This window comes from bacterium, assembly GCA_021157605.1.
Lineage (GTDB): Bacteria > Patescibacteriota > UBA1384 > JAGGWG01 > JAGGWG01 > JAGGWG01.
On the sequence record JAGGWG010000011.1, the window covers coordinates 15,399 to 30,209 of the forward strand.

The 14,811-nt window shown below is 37.6% G+C and carries 15 protein-coding genes; 1 reads left to right on the top strand and 14 read right to left on the bottom strand.

Annotation, left to right across the window (positions count from 1 at the left end; genetic code table 11):
- Positions 1–19: 19 nt before the first annotated feature.
- The 9 genes from J7K05_01560 to ruvA form a co-directional block, all read right to left on the bottom strand.
- A complete protein-coding gene (locus tag J7K05_01560; protein ID MCD6194872.1) occupies positions 20–403 on the bottom strand; it encodes a hypothetical protein in 384 nt (127 codons plus the stop codon).
- Entirely contained in the window at positions 385–825 is a 441-nt protein-coding gene (gene tsaE, locus J7K05_01565; protein MCD6194873.1) for a tRNA (adenosine(37)-N6)-threonylcarbamoyltransferase complex ATPase subunit type 1 TsaE, read from the bottom strand. The genes J7K05_01560 and tsaE overlap by 19 nt, the downstream gene beginning before the upstream one ends.
- Before the next feature lie 11 nt (positions 826–836).
- Positions 837–2,882 carry a lamin tail domain-containing protein gene (locus J7K05_01570; GenBank protein MCD6194874.1) on the bottom strand — a complete coding sequence of 682 codons (2,046 nt, stop codon included), beginning with the start codon at positions 2,880–2,882 and terminating at the stop codon, positions 837–839.
- Positions 2,883–3,086: 204 nt separating this feature from the next.
- Positions 3,087–4,115, bottom strand: coding sequence for a tRNA preQ1(34) S-adenosylmethionine ribosyltransferase-isomerase QueA (gene queA, locus J7K05_01575; protein MCD6194875.1), 1,029 nt, complete (start codon positions 4,113–4,115; stop codon positions 3,087–3,089).
- A 239-nt stretch (positions 4,116–4,354) separates the two neighbouring features.
- Positions 4,355–5,134, bottom strand: coding sequence for a hypothetical protein (locus J7K05_01580; protein ID MCD6194876.1), 780 nt, complete (start codon positions 5,132–5,134; stop codon positions 4,355–4,357).
- Between the two features lie 5 nt (positions 5,135–5,139).
- Positions 5,140–5,328 carry a hypothetical protein gene (locus J7K05_01585; protein ID MCD6194877.1) on the bottom strand — a complete coding sequence of 63 codons (189 nt, stop codon included), beginning with the start codon at positions 5,326–5,328 and terminating at the stop codon, positions 5,140–5,142.
- Positions 5,325–5,912, bottom strand: a complete 588-nt coding sequence (locus J7K05_01590) for an epoxyqueuosine reductase QueH (GenBank protein MCD6194878.1) — start codon at positions 5,910–5,912, stop codon at positions 5,325–5,327. The genes J7K05_01585 and J7K05_01590 overlap by 4 nt, the downstream gene beginning before the upstream one ends.
- Positions 5,909–6,904, bottom strand: a complete 996-nt coding sequence (gene ruvB, locus J7K05_01595; protein ID MCD6194879.1) for a Holliday junction branch migration DNA helicase RuvB — start codon at positions 6,902–6,904, stop codon at positions 5,909–5,911. Before ruvB ends, J7K05_01590 begins: the two co-directional genes overlap by 4 nt.
- Complete coding sequence (ruvA, locus tag J7K05_01600; protein MCD6194880.1) at positions 6,897–7,442, bottom strand: Holliday junction branch migration protein RuvA; 546 nt, start codon at positions 7,440–7,442, stop codon at positions 6,897–6,899. Before ruvA ends, ruvB begins: the two co-directional genes overlap by 8 nt.
- 83 nt (positions 7,443–7,525) lie before the next feature.
- Between ruvA and J7K05_01605 the strand changes: the two genes are divergently transcribed.
- On the top strand, positions 7,526–8,950 hold the full coding sequence (locus tag J7K05_01605) for a DUF1704 domain-containing protein (GenBank protein MCD6194881.1): 1,425 nt from the start codon (positions 7,526–7,528) through the stop codon (positions 8,948–8,950).
- A gap of 58 nt (positions 8,951–9,008) precedes the next feature.
- Here J7K05_01605 and J7K05_01610 read toward each other — a convergent pair whose 3' ends face one another.
- Genes J7K05_01610 through J7K05_01630 form a run of 5 tightly spaced genes read right to left on the bottom strand, consistent with a single transcriptional unit; the run spans position 9,009 to position 14,740 of the window.
- Positions 9,009–11,774: an ATP-grasp domain-containing protein gene (locus tag J7K05_01610; protein MCD6194882.1), complete on the bottom strand. Its 2,766-nt coding sequence runs from the start codon at positions 11,772–11,774 to the stop codon at positions 9,009–9,011.
- Positions 11,774–12,493: a hypothetical protein gene (locus J7K05_01615; GenBank protein MCD6194883.1), complete on the bottom strand. Its 720-nt coding sequence runs from the start codon at positions 12,491–12,493 to the stop codon at positions 11,774–11,776. The genes J7K05_01610 and J7K05_01615 overlap by 1 nt, the downstream gene beginning before the upstream one ends.
- Positions 12,494–12,539: 46 nt before the next feature.
- Entirely contained in the window at positions 12,540–13,499 is a 960-nt protein-coding gene (gene galT / locus J7K05_01620) for a galactose-1-phosphate uridylyltransferase (protein ID MCD6194884.1), read from the bottom strand.
- Entirely contained in the window at positions 13,486–13,980 is a 495-nt protein-coding gene (ruvC, locus tag J7K05_01625) for a crossover junction endodeoxyribonuclease RuvC (protein ID MCD6194885.1), read from the bottom strand. Before ruvC ends, galT begins: the two co-directional genes overlap by 14 nt.
- 43 nt (positions 13,981–14,023) lie before the next feature.
- Positions 14,024–14,740 carry a YebC/PmpR family DNA-binding transcriptional regulator gene (locus J7K05_01630; protein MCD6194886.1) on the bottom strand — a complete coding sequence of 239 codons (717 nt, stop codon included), beginning with the start codon at positions 14,738–14,740 and terminating at the stop codon, positions 14,024–14,026.
- Between the last annotated feature and the right edge of the window lie 71 nt (positions 14,741–14,811).

The window sequence follows — 14,811 nt, forward strand, 5'->3', positions numbered from 1 at the left end:
ATGAAAAACAAAAAAAGAACTAACCGATTTTAGGAGGAGAAGGATATTTGGGAAGAATAAAATTTTCCACTCTTTTCCACTTTTCTCTTTCTGCTAACTCAACAAAATCTTCTACTCCTTTAGCAATAATCTGATTTAGTTTTAGAGCAGGAAAAACAATTTTAAGAGCATTGGCTACTACAGAAGAAAGCCGCAAACCAGAAAAACTCCCTGCTCCCTGATGAACCACTACTCCTGACAACTGAAGAATATCCTTGTTGGAAATAAACTCTTTCCAGACTTCAAAAAACCTTTCTGATTGAGAAGCCTTAAATTTTTTGCGCTTAAGCCAGCGCTTTTCCCAAATACCTAAAAAATTATTATCTGGATCAGAAGTAGAAATTATTAAGTATTTTTCAGCCATTTTCCAAGATTAGAAGACAAAGAAAGCAAACGCTTGCTTTTGGTTGCAGTTTTAAACTTGATTTTAAAATACTTTTTTCCTTTTAAAAAAGGCTCTATCTTTTCCCCCCACTCAATAAAACTTACATATTCCGGATGAAACAAATAATCAGGCCACTCAAAACAGGAAACTTCCCCTACAGAAAAACGATAAAAATCAAAGTGAGCGATCTTAAAATCCTTCTGGGTAGAATGCACTTCCAAGACCACAAAAGAAGGACTTTTAACTGCTTTGGCTCCTAAAAACTTCCCTATTTGTTGTACAAAAAAAGTCTTTCCTGAACCTAATTCGCCTTCAAGCAAAAAAACCTCTCCCCCTTTTAGTTGGGAAGCAATCCTGCCAGCCAAAGCAGAAATCTCTTTTTTGCCGCAAAGAGTTTTCATTGTTCTTAAATCTAGGGGAAAAAGAGCATCTTCGCAAGCCCTAAAAAAGAAAGCAAAACAAAGTAGTAAGGAAAAAGCCAAAAATACGAAAACAAATCAGAATTTGATGTTTTTTGCCGAAAATCTTCACATTTTAAACTGACCCCCGACACCTTTGTTTCTAATTTTTCTGGCCTTAAAAAAACATCTTTTGAGCTCTTAGAACCTTCCATCTCTTTATTAGAATTCCCTTCAGACAAAATCGAGACTTGATCTTCAGATTTAGCCATATATTTTATCCACTGCGGCAGATATATAAAAAGCTGTCTATACTTTGAACCTGAACCAACCAGAGCTTTTATTGATCCTTGGCTCTTTTTCAATTTAAAAGGAGCCCTTACTTTTAAGTCTGTGTCTTTTATAAAATACCCTCCTCTTTTAGATTCGATTTCAGCCTTAATAGATACTAACTGCCCTAAAACCAAAGACCCAAGATTAGCTTTTTTAAAATAAAAATCAGGACAATCTATAGCTGGCTGAAAATAAAGAAGTTTAAGATAAGGTTCCTGACCCTGCTTTATCTTTCCTCGCCATAAAAAGCAGGAATTAAAAGCAAAACTCTGTTTCGAAGGAATTTTAACCTTAAGAGCCCAATTATCTTGGGCAATATAAAGGTAAGAAGAGGCAAAAACATTATTAGGGATTACCACCTTAGCCTTAAGCTCAACCCAATCATCCAGCTGACGAGCCTCTCTTACAGAGGAAGGCAAGAATTGAGGCTTAAAAACATTTTCTGCACCTGGAGTTATTTCACGCGACCACTCCCATTTTGAGCCAAAACGAGAATAAGAAAAAGTACTCAAAGCTTGCTCATAAGAAACAGAATCACTTTTTTCCTTATTGGGATCAAAGAGTATAAGTTCTTCTTGGTTATTGTTCAGAACAAAATTAGGATAAAAAACCAAAAAATTTTTAGCCTTAATCACTCCGGAAAGAAAAAAGATATTTTTAGCCTTGTCCTGAAGCTGCCAGCCATCTAAATCTACAGAAAAATTATTGGGATTATAAAGCTCCACAAATTCCTTTTCACCACTTTTTGGCGCTGGATAAAGTTCATTAAGCCAAATAAGAGGATAGTGTTTCTTTGTTTTAAAAAATATCTCTCTTTGGAAACAAAAATAATTATCGCAAGCCTCAAGTACTAATCTGTAATCTGTATCTTCTTTAAGTTGGCTAAAACCAATCCTATCTAAACCAACAAAGCTTTGAGAAACAAGTGTCTTATTGTCCTGATAAAGACTAACTTGTTCATAAGCAAGAGGACCACCCAAACGTTCAAAAGAAAGATTGACACTTTGAAAACCTATATCTAAATCTACTTCAATAAACTCTGGCAAAGCAACAAAAGGTGTGGGGGCAAAAGAAACAAAGGGCAAATTTTGACTATAAACAGGCTTTTGCCAAGAGCTCTCTTTCTCTGCTTCCTGCCAAACAAAACTATCAACTATTTCCCCCGATTTAGTAATTATATAAAGAAAACCATCTTTGTCCGAGAGATAGGCTCGGCTCAAAGACAAATTCTCCAAATTAGGCACTCTTTCTTCAATAAGAGAAGACTCGCCTGTTTCTTTAAGCTCAAAAAGATAGCCTCCAAATATGTCTTTCAGGTTAGACCCACTTTCCATCTCCTCTTTTACCACATCCAACTCAAAACCATTTTCCGACAAAAACCAAAAAGCAGAATAAGCCACTATTGCCACTTCTTTGGGACCAAGACTGAAGGAAGGAAAACAATTTTTAGGTTCTCTTAACCCTCTCTGGATATCAACAACATAGTCACTGTCATTAAGCAGACAAAAATCTCCCAGATCAAGTTTCTCATCAGTTGTATTCATTATTTCCAACCATTCACCATAATGAGAGGGGGTAAGGGAACTTTTTGCTTTTACCTCTTGTATAGAGAGACCACCTAAAGTTTTAAGTTTTGTTGATAAATCAAGATTTGCTTTTGCTAATGAAAAATTAGGTGTTAAAAACACTAAAGCAGCAAAAACCGCAAGCCACTTTCTGCTTGCCATTTTCTGTATTATACCATCTTTTCTTACTTTTAAAAAACTTAATTTTTAAGTATAAGGGGGAAGGGTAGGGGACATTACATTACCCTAAACATTAAAAAACAGGGATAAAAAACCAAGATTAAAAGGACGGAATCTTCTTAAGAAATAACTCAGAAAGAGCAATTTTATTTATACAAAGAAAATAAAAAAGACCAAAAGAGTGCCCTATCTAATCAACATCGCATCCCCAAAACTAAAAAATCGATACTTCTTTTTGACAGCCTCCCTATAAGCCCGAAGGATATTTTTGCTGCCAGCAAAAGCAGAGACCAAAGCCAAAAGAGAGCTTTTAGGCAAATGAAAATTGGTAATCATGCTTTTTACAATTTTGAACTGAAAAGGCGGGTAGATAAAAAGAGAGGTTTCTTTTTTACAAGCTTGCACAATACCTTTTTTAGTGACCGCTGATTCCAAAGACCTTACTGCCGTAGTACCTACAGCTAAAACCTTTTTTCCTTCTTTAATTTTTTGGTTTAAAAATCCAGCCGCTTCTTCTGAAATCTCTATCCACTCAGAATGAATCCTGTGATCTTTGATTTTTTTTGTTCTAATAGGAGCAAAAGTGCCCCAACCAATATGCAAAGTAATAAAGACAGACTCTACCCCTTTCTGGCGCAATTTTTTAAGTAGTCTTTGGGTAAAATGAAAAGAAGCAGTAGGGGCAGCTACAGAGCCAGGATTTTGCGCAAAAATCGACTGATACCATTTTTGAGCTTTGGCTTCAGGTATTTTAGTTTTGATATACGGCGGCAAGGGAGTTCGTCCTTTCCCAAGAAGAAAATTTAATAATTTTTTGTCTGAGCAGTTTACTCTTACTTCCCAAACCTTTTCTTTATTTAGAAAATTTTGGAACTCAAGCTCAATACCTTGGCCAAGAAAAACTTTGGCCTGAGAATTAAGTTTACCTTTAGCTAGAACATGCCATAAACGCTTGTCTGCTTCTTTAAGGAATAAGACCTCTACTCTTCCGCCTGTTTCTTTTTCCCCGTGAACGCGAAAAGGTAAAACTTTACTATTGTTAAAAACAAATACATAACTATCGTCAACAAACTCAACCAAATCAAAAAATCGCCGATGCTCAATTTCTCCTGTTTTTTTATTCAAAATCATCAAACGTGAATAATCTCTAGGTCTAACAGGTTTTTGGGCTATCAAATTTTGGGGCAAAAAATAATTAAGGTCTTTTAAATGCATAATTTTTAGATTAACATCTCTTATTTTTTAGAGCAAAACTATGCTTTTATTACCCCTAAAGGTCTTAGTCTTACCAATGGCTGGGCCAAACCTGACTTGTGTATTATTTGAATCCTTTCCTTGGTGTCTTTATAAGTAAAAAATATTGAGCAGAACGAATAATCAGCTTTTGCCAATTCTTACCCCTAAGTTTAATTTTTTAATCCGCTGGACGCGGCAGAATTTTACAAAAAACTATATTAGGTTAAATCAATTTCTCCTGACTGAGCATCCTCACTTTTTTCTCTATCCCGACTCTCTTCTTTATTCTCAACCTCTTCCTTACCACTAATATTAACTCCCTCGCTTCTACTTTGTCTTTCCTTTTTAGAAAAATTGCTACTTGGGACTAGTTTCCCTCCACTCATAGAAGAAAAAACCTCCTCTTCATGTCTTTTAATTAACTCTTCTCCAGAAGAAACTTGGGTTGAAGTTTTACCCTGGGCAGTAACCAAAATCTGACGAGCTACAGCTGAAGGATGGGGTATGTTTTCCAAGATGAAATTTGGACGTTCACCCGCAGTTTGTACAACAACCCGTCCATAATCCAATAAAGAGGGCAAAAAACCTTTAACCTCAGAACTCACATCCTGAATATAGACTAAATCAGTGGAAGCCACTTGACGTTGGAAAATGTTCACCTGCTCTATATCTACTAAACGCCGATTAGTCAAAATAGTAACGTCTAAATAATACTGAATCCAGGCAACCAAACAAAAGAAATCCAAAAAAAGAAAATAAACAGCAAAAAAGAAAGCTAAAATTTTACTTGGAGAAACTAACAAACCCCACTCTTCTAACAAAAGAGAAAGATCAAAATAAGAATAAGCCACAAAAACCAAAATAGGAAAAAGAATCAACACTAAAACCGCTAAAAACACTGGCAACATTGCCAACCAATGCCGGTGCAGAAAAATAACAATCTCCTCTCCTTCTTCTAACCTCTGCTGGGCATCACCTTGAAACATACTCTTAAACATAGCTATTAACTTAAAATTATTGCTAAAAAACCAGAAATAATAATTAAAACAGAAACAAAAAGATAAATTCTTCTTGCCTTTAAGGTGGCGTCTCCCACAAAACCAAATTGGTGCAAGGCTCTCATAGCAAAAAAACTGGCTATACTCCATAGCACTACAACTAATAGATAAAACAATAAAAGCAGCCAAATCATAGTTTACCTTTTTCTTTCTCTTTTAAACTATAAGCACATCCACAGTAAGTTGGCAAATAAAAACCTCTTTTCTTGGCTTTGTGCAATGCTTCCCAATAAATTTTTCTTAAATCTCGAAAATAAAAAGGGATATGAAAATGCTCACCCAGCTCTATACCTATACGCCAAATAACAGATTGCTGTTGGTAAGGAGAGATTAAAAGGGTGGTGGTGAAAAAATCAGCCTTTATCTTTTGCGCATACTTAGCTGTAGTTTCTAAACGCAAACGATAACACACGGGACAGCGCTTTGTGGAATTATCTTCAATTTTACAGTAGTGCTTTTTCTCATAATCATAAATAGCAGAAAAATACTCCTGCATATTATAATCCGGTATCTCTAATTTGATATTTTCTTTTTGACAAAGTCGCCTCACATCTTTAAGACGCTTTTGGTACTCTTTTTCACCATGAATATTGGGATTATAGAAAAAACCAATAATGCTAAACCCCTGCTCCTTTAAAAAAGGCAAAATCCCCACAGCACAAGGAGCACAACAGATATGAACAAGAATAACCTTATCTTTTAAATCTTTCTGGTTCATAAGTGTTTAAATAAGGAACTATTTTGCAAATGTCTCAAACCCCTTTCCGTAACTACCCTTCCTTTGGGTGTCCGATTCAAAAATCCAATCTGAATTAAATAGGGTTCATACACTTCCTCTAAAGTAGCTCTTTCTTCCCCTACTGCAGAAGCTAAAGCATTAATCCCTACTGGCCCTCCAGCAAACTTATTAGAAATTACTTCCAAAATTTTTCTGTCAAGCTCATCTAAACCAAAATCATCGATTTCAAGAGCATCAAGAGCTTTCTGAGCTAAAACATTATCAATTGCCTTTTTGTTTTCCACTTGGGCAAAATCTCTTATTCTCTTTAATAAACGGTTAGCAATACGAGGAGTGCGCCGGGAACGCTGGGCAATAATTTTTACAGCCTTGTCTTTTATACCTATTTTTAAAATCTTGGCAGAGCGCTTAATAATTGTTTCAATATCTTTTGGTTCATAAAATCCTAAACGATAAACAATGCCAAATCTATCCCGTAAAGGCGAAGAAAGACTGGCATATTGGGTAGTGGCACCAATTAAAGTAAAGGGGTTAAGATCTAAACGCATTACCTGAGCAGAAGGACCTTTGCCTAAAACAAGATCAATTTTTCCTTCTTCTAAGGCAGGGTAAAGAACCTCTTCAATCTGGCGGCGTAAACGATGGATTTCATCAATAAAAAGAATTTCCCCTTCTTCTAAACTGGAAAGAACAGCAGCCAAATCCCCTACCCTCTCAAGCGCTGGCCCTGAGGTAATTTTAATAGGAACATTTAATTCTTTGGCAATAATATGAGCTAAAGTAGTTTTACCAATGCCCGGTGGCCCGTGCAAAAGCAAGTGTTCCAAAGGCTCTCCCCTTTGTTGCGCCGCCTGTAGAAAAACAGCCAGACTATGTTTAATTTTAGGCTGACCTATAAATTCATCGAGAGTTTTAGGACGCAGGGTCCTGTCAATTTGAGTTTCTTTATCTTTGAATATATCTTCAGGCATTTTTCCCTTTTTCTTTTAAAATACGACGCACTTTCTCAGCAAGAGTTTTTTCTTTGCCGCTTAAGTACTGTAAACTCTTTTGAGCTTCTTGCCGGGAAAAACCTAAACTTTCTAAAGCCTCAAGCAGATCCTCTTCGCCAGACTGCTTAAACATTTCCGAGGCAGAAAGTTCAGCTAAAACCTTGCGAGCAGTTTTTTTACCAATACCCGGGGCTACCTCTAACTTAGCCAGATTTCCCTCTTGGATAAAAGCTAAAACTTCTTCCGGCCGGTAAAGGGAAAGAAGCGCCAAAGCCCCCTTGGGACCCAAGCCGGAAATTTTAATCAGCTTGCCAAAAAGTTCTCTTTCCTTAAAAGTAGCAAATCCATATAAAGACTCACTCTTTTCTGTCTGGTAGTGATAAATAAAGAGACGAGCTATCTTTTGGGAGATTAATCTGGGAGGAACATTAACCAAATATCCTAACCCACTTTTGGTAACCAAAACAATAAAATTTGCTCCCCTAATTTTAACCTCTCCCTCCAGATAAGCGATCATAGCTTAATAATAAGCGCTAAAAACTTCTTTATCAACCAAACTCCATTTGCTAAAAGAAAAAATGTTATATAATAGAAAGGAGCATGGAAAGAGAAAGTTCTTTTGCGCCAAACCAACCAGAGCCAGAGAAAAAAGGAATGCAGACAACTACAGCCTTAGAAGTAAGAACCTACGATTCGCAGTGGTGGGAGGAATTCCAAAAGATCGGCCTTTTTGAAGCCTATGAGTTTTTGGAAGGAAACAAGGAATACAGGAATCAACAAAAAGAAGCCTTTTTGCAAGACAAAATTGAAAACCCTACTTTTGACTACCCCCACCTCAGTGCAGAAGATTTGCAAAGACGCGAAAATGAGCTTTTGGAATTAAAAAAGAAGATTATTGAGCAAGAAAGTAATCCGGTGGTCAAACAGGCCTATCGCTGGAAAATCAACGAAAAAATCGCCACCCTAAGAATGCTCCAAGCCACTTTAGCAGGTGATATGCGGCGATTCAGACGTTGGTCAGAATTTATCTATGGCAAACCCTCTTCTGAAATTTTTGCCTTTACTATTGGAGAAACACGTCAAGAGGCGCAAAAGATTCTTGAAGACCCAGAAGCATCTGAAACCTTAAAAGAAGCCGCAGAAAACTTAACCCGCCTCCTGCCGCAAGTAAACAATATCTCCCTCTCTTTACCAGAAGAGGAAACAGTAACTCAGGCTCGAGAGGCTTCAAAAAAACTTCTACAAAAGCTTATACCTGAACTACCTGAATTAGATAAATTTGATGCCCCTCTTATCCGAGAAGCCTTTACCCAAGCCCTGCAGCGCCTCCAAGCAGAAGGATGGAAAGTGGTTATTGACGAAGAAAGCAGCAAAACAGGTATTGCTGTTAGTCAAGAATCACAGGAGGTACGTATACCTGCAACACGCAAAACCTCCAAAGAAAAACTGGTAGCCCTGATTCTCCACGAAATAGGCACCCATGTGCAACGCCGGCTTAAAGGAGAACGAAGCCGTCTGCTGCTATTAGGAGCTGGACTTGATCGTTATGAAAAAGCAGAGGAAGGTATCGCTACTATGAGAGAACAAATTACCAAAGAGAAAATAGAAAAATACGCCGGCTTAGAAGGTCACTTGGCTATATCTCTGGCTATGGGTTTAGATGGACAACCTCGCGATTTCCGAAAAGTCTTTCAAATTCTGGAGGCTTTGTTTTATATGCGCAACTTAAAGAGGGGAAAAACACCAGAAGAAGCCCGCAAAAAGGCTCAAAGTTCTGCTTGGACAAGATGTGTAAGAACTTTTCGCGGAACAGATTGTAAAACCCGCGGCGCCTGCTTTACCAAAGACATTATTTACCGGGAAGGCAATATTAGTATTTGGAAATTAGTGAGAGAGCATCCAGAGGCAATGGTAAAATTTGATATCGGCAAATATGACCCTACCAACTGGCGCCATCTTTACATTCTGATGGTATTGGGCATTACCGATGAAGACCTAGAAAGAGAATCGCAACAGCCCCAATAATGCCATCTCTTAAATTTGACGTTTTTTATCGTAAAGACGAAAGCAAAAAAAGTAAATTTTATAGCTCCACTTTAGCTCTCAGAATTTTTACTAATTGACGCGCCCACGGATTAAGACACTTCAAACTCTTATCTAAAACTGAATTCTTAGTAATTATGCGGCACAAAGTGAACCCAGGCTTCAGATAAGTACCTTTAGCAGGAACCCCATCAGTAATAATAATCTCGTCCTTAGCAAGCTTAGAAAAATTATGATCAGCGCGGCGATAAATTAACTTACGACCGTTAAAAAAATAGACTCCAGCTTTGAGACCTTTAGTCACATAAGCAGGCTTACGACCTAAATAATGCAGTACTAAATGAGCGCCTCGTCGAGGACGCAAATATTGAGTCTGTATTCTTTTTTGATTCACTGAATAAGAAGCTTTTAAGAACCCCATCAAATGCCAAGCTAAAAGAGGAATCTGCTTATGGGCTAACTGAATCCAGAGCTGAACAGGCAAAGTGCCGGTAAGCCGAGGATTAAGCTCAATAAGGTATACCTTTCCATCAGGAGCCCAAATACAATCTAAGCTAAAAAGCCCCTTAAAACCTTCTCGCCGCAAAACCTCCCCTATCTTTTCCACATACTCAAAACAAATCTTCTGTATCTCTTCCGGAATAAGAGAAGAATTAAAGTCGTGACCACAAAAACGGCCAAAAGTGTTCTTCCCCACCAACTCTTCCTGATCAACAACTTGAATTTGGGGTGGAAGATAAAAAACATCTTTTTTAAGAACACATCCCTCTATAGAAAGAGGCACCCCTTCCTTTTTTTCGCTAACAAGCAAGGGCCATTTTTCTTCTTTTGCTAATATTTTTACAAGCTCCTCCTTGTTTTTTACCATTCTGCTTCCCCTTCCTCCCATCCCAGACAACTCTTGAACCACAACAGGAAAGGTTAACTTTCCTTTTTTTCTATTCCAATCTGCTGGCGAAGAAAGAAGTTTAGAACTAGGAGCAGGCAGATTTAATTTGGAAGCTACTTTTCGCAAAAAAACCTTATTATCTAGTCTTTCGAACAGCTGAGGAGAAACAGCTAAAACCTTAGCTCCAAATTCTGTGGCAACCTTTTTTATTTTTTCACTAGGAGCATAAACCATCCAAGCAGTAGGGGAATGTAATGACTCTAAAAAACTTTTAAATTCTTTAGAGGCAACAACTGTTTTAGAATTCCATTGCATTTTCTCAATCTTGCTCTTTTTGCTTGTATTAGCAGCTACAGAAAAAATATTCAGTCCCTCTTTTCCAAGAAGCAAATCTTCAGTATTTTTTCTTAAAGCCGCTACCAAATACTTATTAAGAAATTTTTCAGGACCGGCGCGACGCACAGCATTAACACTCAGACCAATAATACGCCGTGGATAAAGAGCAAAAAAAGCCCTTACCTCATCTAAACTCTTTACGGCAAAAGGACGCAATCGGCTAGTGTATTTTAAGGGATCAACAATAAAATCTCTTGCTGTAAGACGTCCTAAAATAACAGGATATTTTAAGTGTCGCCGATTACTTAAATGCGCTTTAGCTTTAATAAGTTTTCCTGCGATCCTTAGCTTAACTTTAATCAAGGGCCGGACTTCCTTTCCTAAACTAGAACGAACTTTTTTAAATCTTATTACTTCTGGAAATTTCTTAATTTCCCGCTGCAACTTTTCGATCTTTACTTTATCTTTTTCTCGAAAAGCCCGATGCAACTCTCTAGATTTATCCACTAATTCCTCAAGCCCCATCTGCTTAGCAATGGAAAAATCTAAGGAGCAAGAGTAAGCACCTGTGTCTATCTTGGCTAAAGTCTTAATCCGATGTTTTTTCCCAAAAAACTCCACTACTTCTACTAAACCAATCACCGGCCTCTCTTCTTCTCCGAGATATCCCCTATAAACCCTAAAAAGCTCTTTTCCTAACTTTACTCCTTTTTCTGGCCGCTCTATCCCTATTTTCTTTAGTCTTTCAAGCCTCTCTCTTAAGCCAGCCTTGTTAACATTTTGGATACTTAACCCCGGCCTAGCATTTAATTCTAAAATTAAAGGCCCTCTTTCAGTTAAAGCAATATCTACTCCTAAAAAATCACCTCCTGCTGCTGCTTGAGCTTCTGAAGCCAAAAGTAAAATCTCCTCCCAAAACTTAATTTTTTTCCCTCTAAGTTTTGTTTTTGATCGAGGAAGAACCTTATATCTTTTCCCATTGCGAAATCCATCTAAAGTTACTCCTGATCCCAAATCAATCCCTACTCCAATTGCCCCCTCGTGAAGATTAGCTCTTCCTCTTGATTCCACAGTAGGCAATCTTAGCATTGCCATAATCGGCACAAGACGAAAAACAATCACCCTAATATCTGGAAGCCCCCGATAAGCCAACCGTTTTAGGGTTCTGTCTGGCTTTATTCTTTCTTCTATATAAGCTACATCAGGTAAACCACTCAAAGAGTAGGTGCCTTCTAAAATATTAAGAATGTGAAGCTTTAATTGCTCTTCAGTAATATCACCTCCATCTGATCTGAGAAAACCCCTTTTAGTCCTGCCAAAAACTACTAAAATACCCTTGCCGCCAAAACCAGAGTTGGGCTTAACCACAAAACTGTTCGGAAGGCTTTTAAAATCAAATTTTCTTACCTGCTCTGGCCGACGGAATACTTTATATGTTTCGGGAACAGGCAAACCAGCATTTTTCAAAACTCGCTTAGTTTTTAGTTTATTATCAACCAAACGTATAACCTCCCTAGGATTGCAAGCTCGAATATAGGAAAAATTACGAGCATTAACTCCCAATACATCTTCCAGAGCCATTATTCAAAAATTAGTTTTCTAAAACGCAAGAATTCAGTCAATCTTAAACCAGTATAACGACCTAAAATAAAGTTAATAACTATCAAAATAACTACCACTTCTGGATATTGCCAAGTAAAATTCTGTAAAACACTCCAACGCATTAGAAATACTGCGGCAATCACCACTGTTAAAGTTTGCAGGGTATAAGAAAGGGCTTTACCAAAAGGAAGACGCAGTTGCGAAGTAATAAAGCGTTCTGAAGCAACAATAATAATTAAAACCGGAAACACTGCTACTGGAGCCAAACGGGCCAAAAAGTACCCCTGATTTACACTAAATATCAAAAGCCAGACAATCACTAAAGCCACACTAATCATTACCATCGCTCTTCGGGGTAAATCCAAAATCCGCCATCCAGACAACAAATAGCGGACAACTGTACCTACTGCTAAAGCAGCTGAAAGAAACAAAAGACCAAAACGCAAACCAATAGCAAACAAAGCTACAGCTAATACAGAAGGAATATAGATACCATAAGTTTTAAAACCAATTAGCTGTCTTGAAATAACCAATATTGTCACTGCCCAAGGAAAAAGCAAAAGCCAGAGAAAGGTTTTATAATCTGCCCCCTCGGCAACTGCTACTGACAACCAATAATGAAATTGGTGGTTATAGGCCAAAACAGCAAAAAGTACTATTGCTATGAGCACAGATAACATCCGGAAAAATCTTGCCATAATGAATTTTAGATAGTTTGAAGTATACGCTAAAATACCTCTTTTTTCAATCTTGACGCAAAAACCAAGCTGCTTTTTCTGGAGAAACCACATCAACCACAATACCTCCCCCCAACTCATAACCGCCAAATTTGCTTAAACGAGGCAGTATTTCAATATGCCAATGGTAGTAATTTTCTGCTCCTGCTTCTTTGGCCGGGGTAGTATGAATAAAAAAATTAAAATCAGGATCACCCAACTTCTTATCTAAAATCTTTAAAACAGAAGAAAAAATCTCTGCCAAGCTCACTCTTTTGCTTTTATTCATTTTCTCAAAATAGTTTCTATGTTTTTTAGGCAAAATCCAAATCTCAAAAGGAAAACGGGCTGCAAAGAAAGTAAAAGCAACAAAATCCTTATTTTCTAAAATTACCCTCTCGCCCTTTCTCAACTCTTCTGCAACCAAAGAACAGAAAACACATCTTTTTTCTTTTTGAAAATATCTCTGCGCTCCTTTTAGTTCTTTGCGAATCCGGGAAGGCAAAACTGAAGAAGAAAAAATCTGCGAATGGGGATGCTCAATAGAAGCCCCTGAAGACTCACCATGGTTATGAATAAGTAAAGAGTATTCAACTGCCGGATCTTGAAGATGTTTTTTCATCCTTTCTTGATAAACATAAAAAAGTTCATCTAATACAGCTAAAGATAACCCGCTAAGATCCGGCCGGTGTTTTTTTAAATTAACAACTTCATGGTAACCTAAAGCCCGGTAAGCCGGGTAAAGCTTTCCTCCCCGCTCTAAAACCGCGTCTTCGGGAATGTAGCTGGGGTATTTATTAGGAATAACATAGATATTTTTTGTCTCATAAACCCTTGTAGGATAAGCCGGACCAGGAATACAAAAAGGGCAATCTTTGGTCTTCTTTTTTTTGGGCTTTTTCCTAATGTAATCCTCTGGCCTTTTAGCTCTTTCAGGGGCAATAATTACCCACTCACCAGTAATAATATTTTTTCTAAGACTTGGCATAAAACCCCTCCTTTTTTTGCAAACAAGACAATGCCCAAAAAGCAACTGCCAAAGCATCAGCAGCATCATCAGGTTTGGGCAACTCTTTAAGCTTTAAAATTTTCTGAATCATCATTTGAATCTGCTGTTTAGAAGCCCGACCATAACCGGTTAATGCCTGTTTAACTTCTAAGGGGGTGGGAGCAAGCACTTGGCAACCATTTTCCGCACCCGCTAAAACTATTACTCCCCGTGCTTCACTAACAGCAAAAGCTGTTTTTTGGTTTTTAAAAAAATAAAGTTTTTCTACTGCCAAAATATCAGGCTGATGCTTTTTAATTATAGCACGGACTTTAGTAAAAATCTCTTTAAGTCTGGTGCTACCAAGACGTGCTTTGGGTTGTAAACATCCATAACAACCAACAACAAAACTGCTTTTGTTTTTTTCAAGCAAAGCATAGCCTATTCGATGAGTACCTGGGTCAATACCTAATACTTTCATCCCCAATATTATAAGCCACAAAAAAGTAAACTCAAAATATTATTTAGCCTAAATTTGCATAAACCTCACTCACTTCTTCTAAATTTTCCAACTTTTCCAAAAGCTGAATAATTTTTTCTTTAACTTTATCTGAAACTTCAACTGAATTTTCTGGCTCATAACCTAAAGCAAGAGTTTCAATTTCTATACCTGCTTTTTCGAGGTTCAAACGAGTCTGCTCTAACTTTTCAGGATGAGTATAAACAACAATAATCCCCTCCCCTTGCTCATAATCCTCTGCGCCAGACTCAATTATCGCCATCTCCACCTCTTCTTCTTTTTTGTCTTGATCTCGAGAAAGCACGATTCTGCCTTTGGGCTTAAACATCCATTTTACTGATCCAGCTTCAGCTAACTTGCCTCCATATTGGCTAAGCAAATGCCTAACTTCTGAGAGAGCACGATTCTTGTTGTCAGAAACACACTTTATTAAAAGAGCCGCTCCGCCAGGACCATAACCTTCTAATAAAAACTCTTCTAACTCTCCTGCTCCTTCACCACTTCCTCTTTTTATTGCCCGCTCAATATTGCCTTTAGGAAGATTAGCTGCTTTAGCTGCTTGAAGAGCAATCCTCAGACGAGAGTTGGAGTCCGGATCAGGACCACCTAATTTTACAGCAATAGAAATATCGCGAGCCAATTTAGAAAAAAGTTTGCCCTTGCGCTTGTCTTTAATTTCCTTTCTAAATCTAATATTTGCCCACTTTGAGTGTCCAGCCATAATAATTTTTAGCAAAGATAAGCATAACGGATAAATAATATATTTTCAATGTCTTTATCTTTGCTCAAAAT

Excerpts from the sequence above, each read along its gene's own strand:
- J7K05_01560 (MCD6194872.1), bottom strand. The coding sequence starts at position 403 with ATGGCTGAAAAATACTTAATAATTTCTACTTCTGATCCAGATAATAAT.
- tsaE (MCD6194873.1), bottom strand. The coding sequence starts at position 825 with ATGAAAACTCTTTGCGGCAAAAAAGAGATTTCTGCTTTGGCTGGCAGG.
- J7K05_01570 (MCD6194874.1), bottom strand. The coding sequence starts at position 2,882 with ATGGCAAGCAGAAAGTGGCTTGCGGTTTTTGCTGCTTTAGTGTTTTTA.
- queA (MCD6194875.1), bottom strand. The coding sequence starts at position 4,115 with ATGCATTTAAAAGACCTTAATTATTTTTTGCCCCAAAATTTGATAGCC.
- J7K05_01580 (MCD6194876.1), bottom strand. The coding sequence starts at position 5,134 with ATGTTTAAGAGTATGTTTCAAGGTGATGCCCAGCAGAGGTTAGAAGAA.
- J7K05_01585 (MCD6194877.1), bottom strand. The coding sequence starts at position 5,328 with ATGATTTGGCTGCTTTTATTGTTTTATCTATTAGTTGTAGTGCTATGG.
- J7K05_01590 (MCD6194878.1), bottom strand. The coding sequence starts at position 5,912 with ATGAACCAGAAAGATTTAAAAGATAAGGTTATTCTTGTTCATATCTGT.
- ruvB (MCD6194879.1), bottom strand. The coding sequence starts at position 6,904 with ATGCCTGAAGATATATTCAAAGATAAAGAAACTCAAATTGACAGGACC.
- ruvA (MCD6194880.1), bottom strand. The coding sequence starts at position 7,442 with ATGATCGCTTATCTGGAGGGAGAGGTTAAAATTAGGGGAGCAAATTTT.
- J7K05_01605 (MCD6194881.1), top strand. The coding sequence starts at position 7,526 with ATGGAAAGAGAAAGTTCTTTTGCGCCAAACCAACCAGAGCCAGAGAAA.
- J7K05_01610 (MCD6194882.1), bottom strand. The coding sequence starts at position 11,774 with ATGGCTCTGGAAGATGTATTGGGAGTTAATGCTCGTAATTTTTCCTAT.
- J7K05_01615 (MCD6194883.1), bottom strand. The coding sequence starts at position 12,493 with ATGGCAAGATTTTTCCGGATGTTATCTGTGCTCATAGCAATAGTACTT.
- galT (MCD6194884.1), bottom strand. The coding sequence starts at position 13,499 with ATGCCAAGTCTTAGAAAAAATATTATTACTGGTGAGTGGGTAATTATT.
- ruvC (MCD6194885.1), bottom strand. The coding sequence starts at position 13,980 with ATGAAAGTATTAGGTATTGACCCAGGTACTCATCGAATAGGCTATGCT.
- J7K05_01630 (MCD6194886.1), bottom strand. The coding sequence starts at position 14,740 with ATGGCTGGACACTCAAAGTGGGCAAATATTAGATTTAGAAAGGAAATT.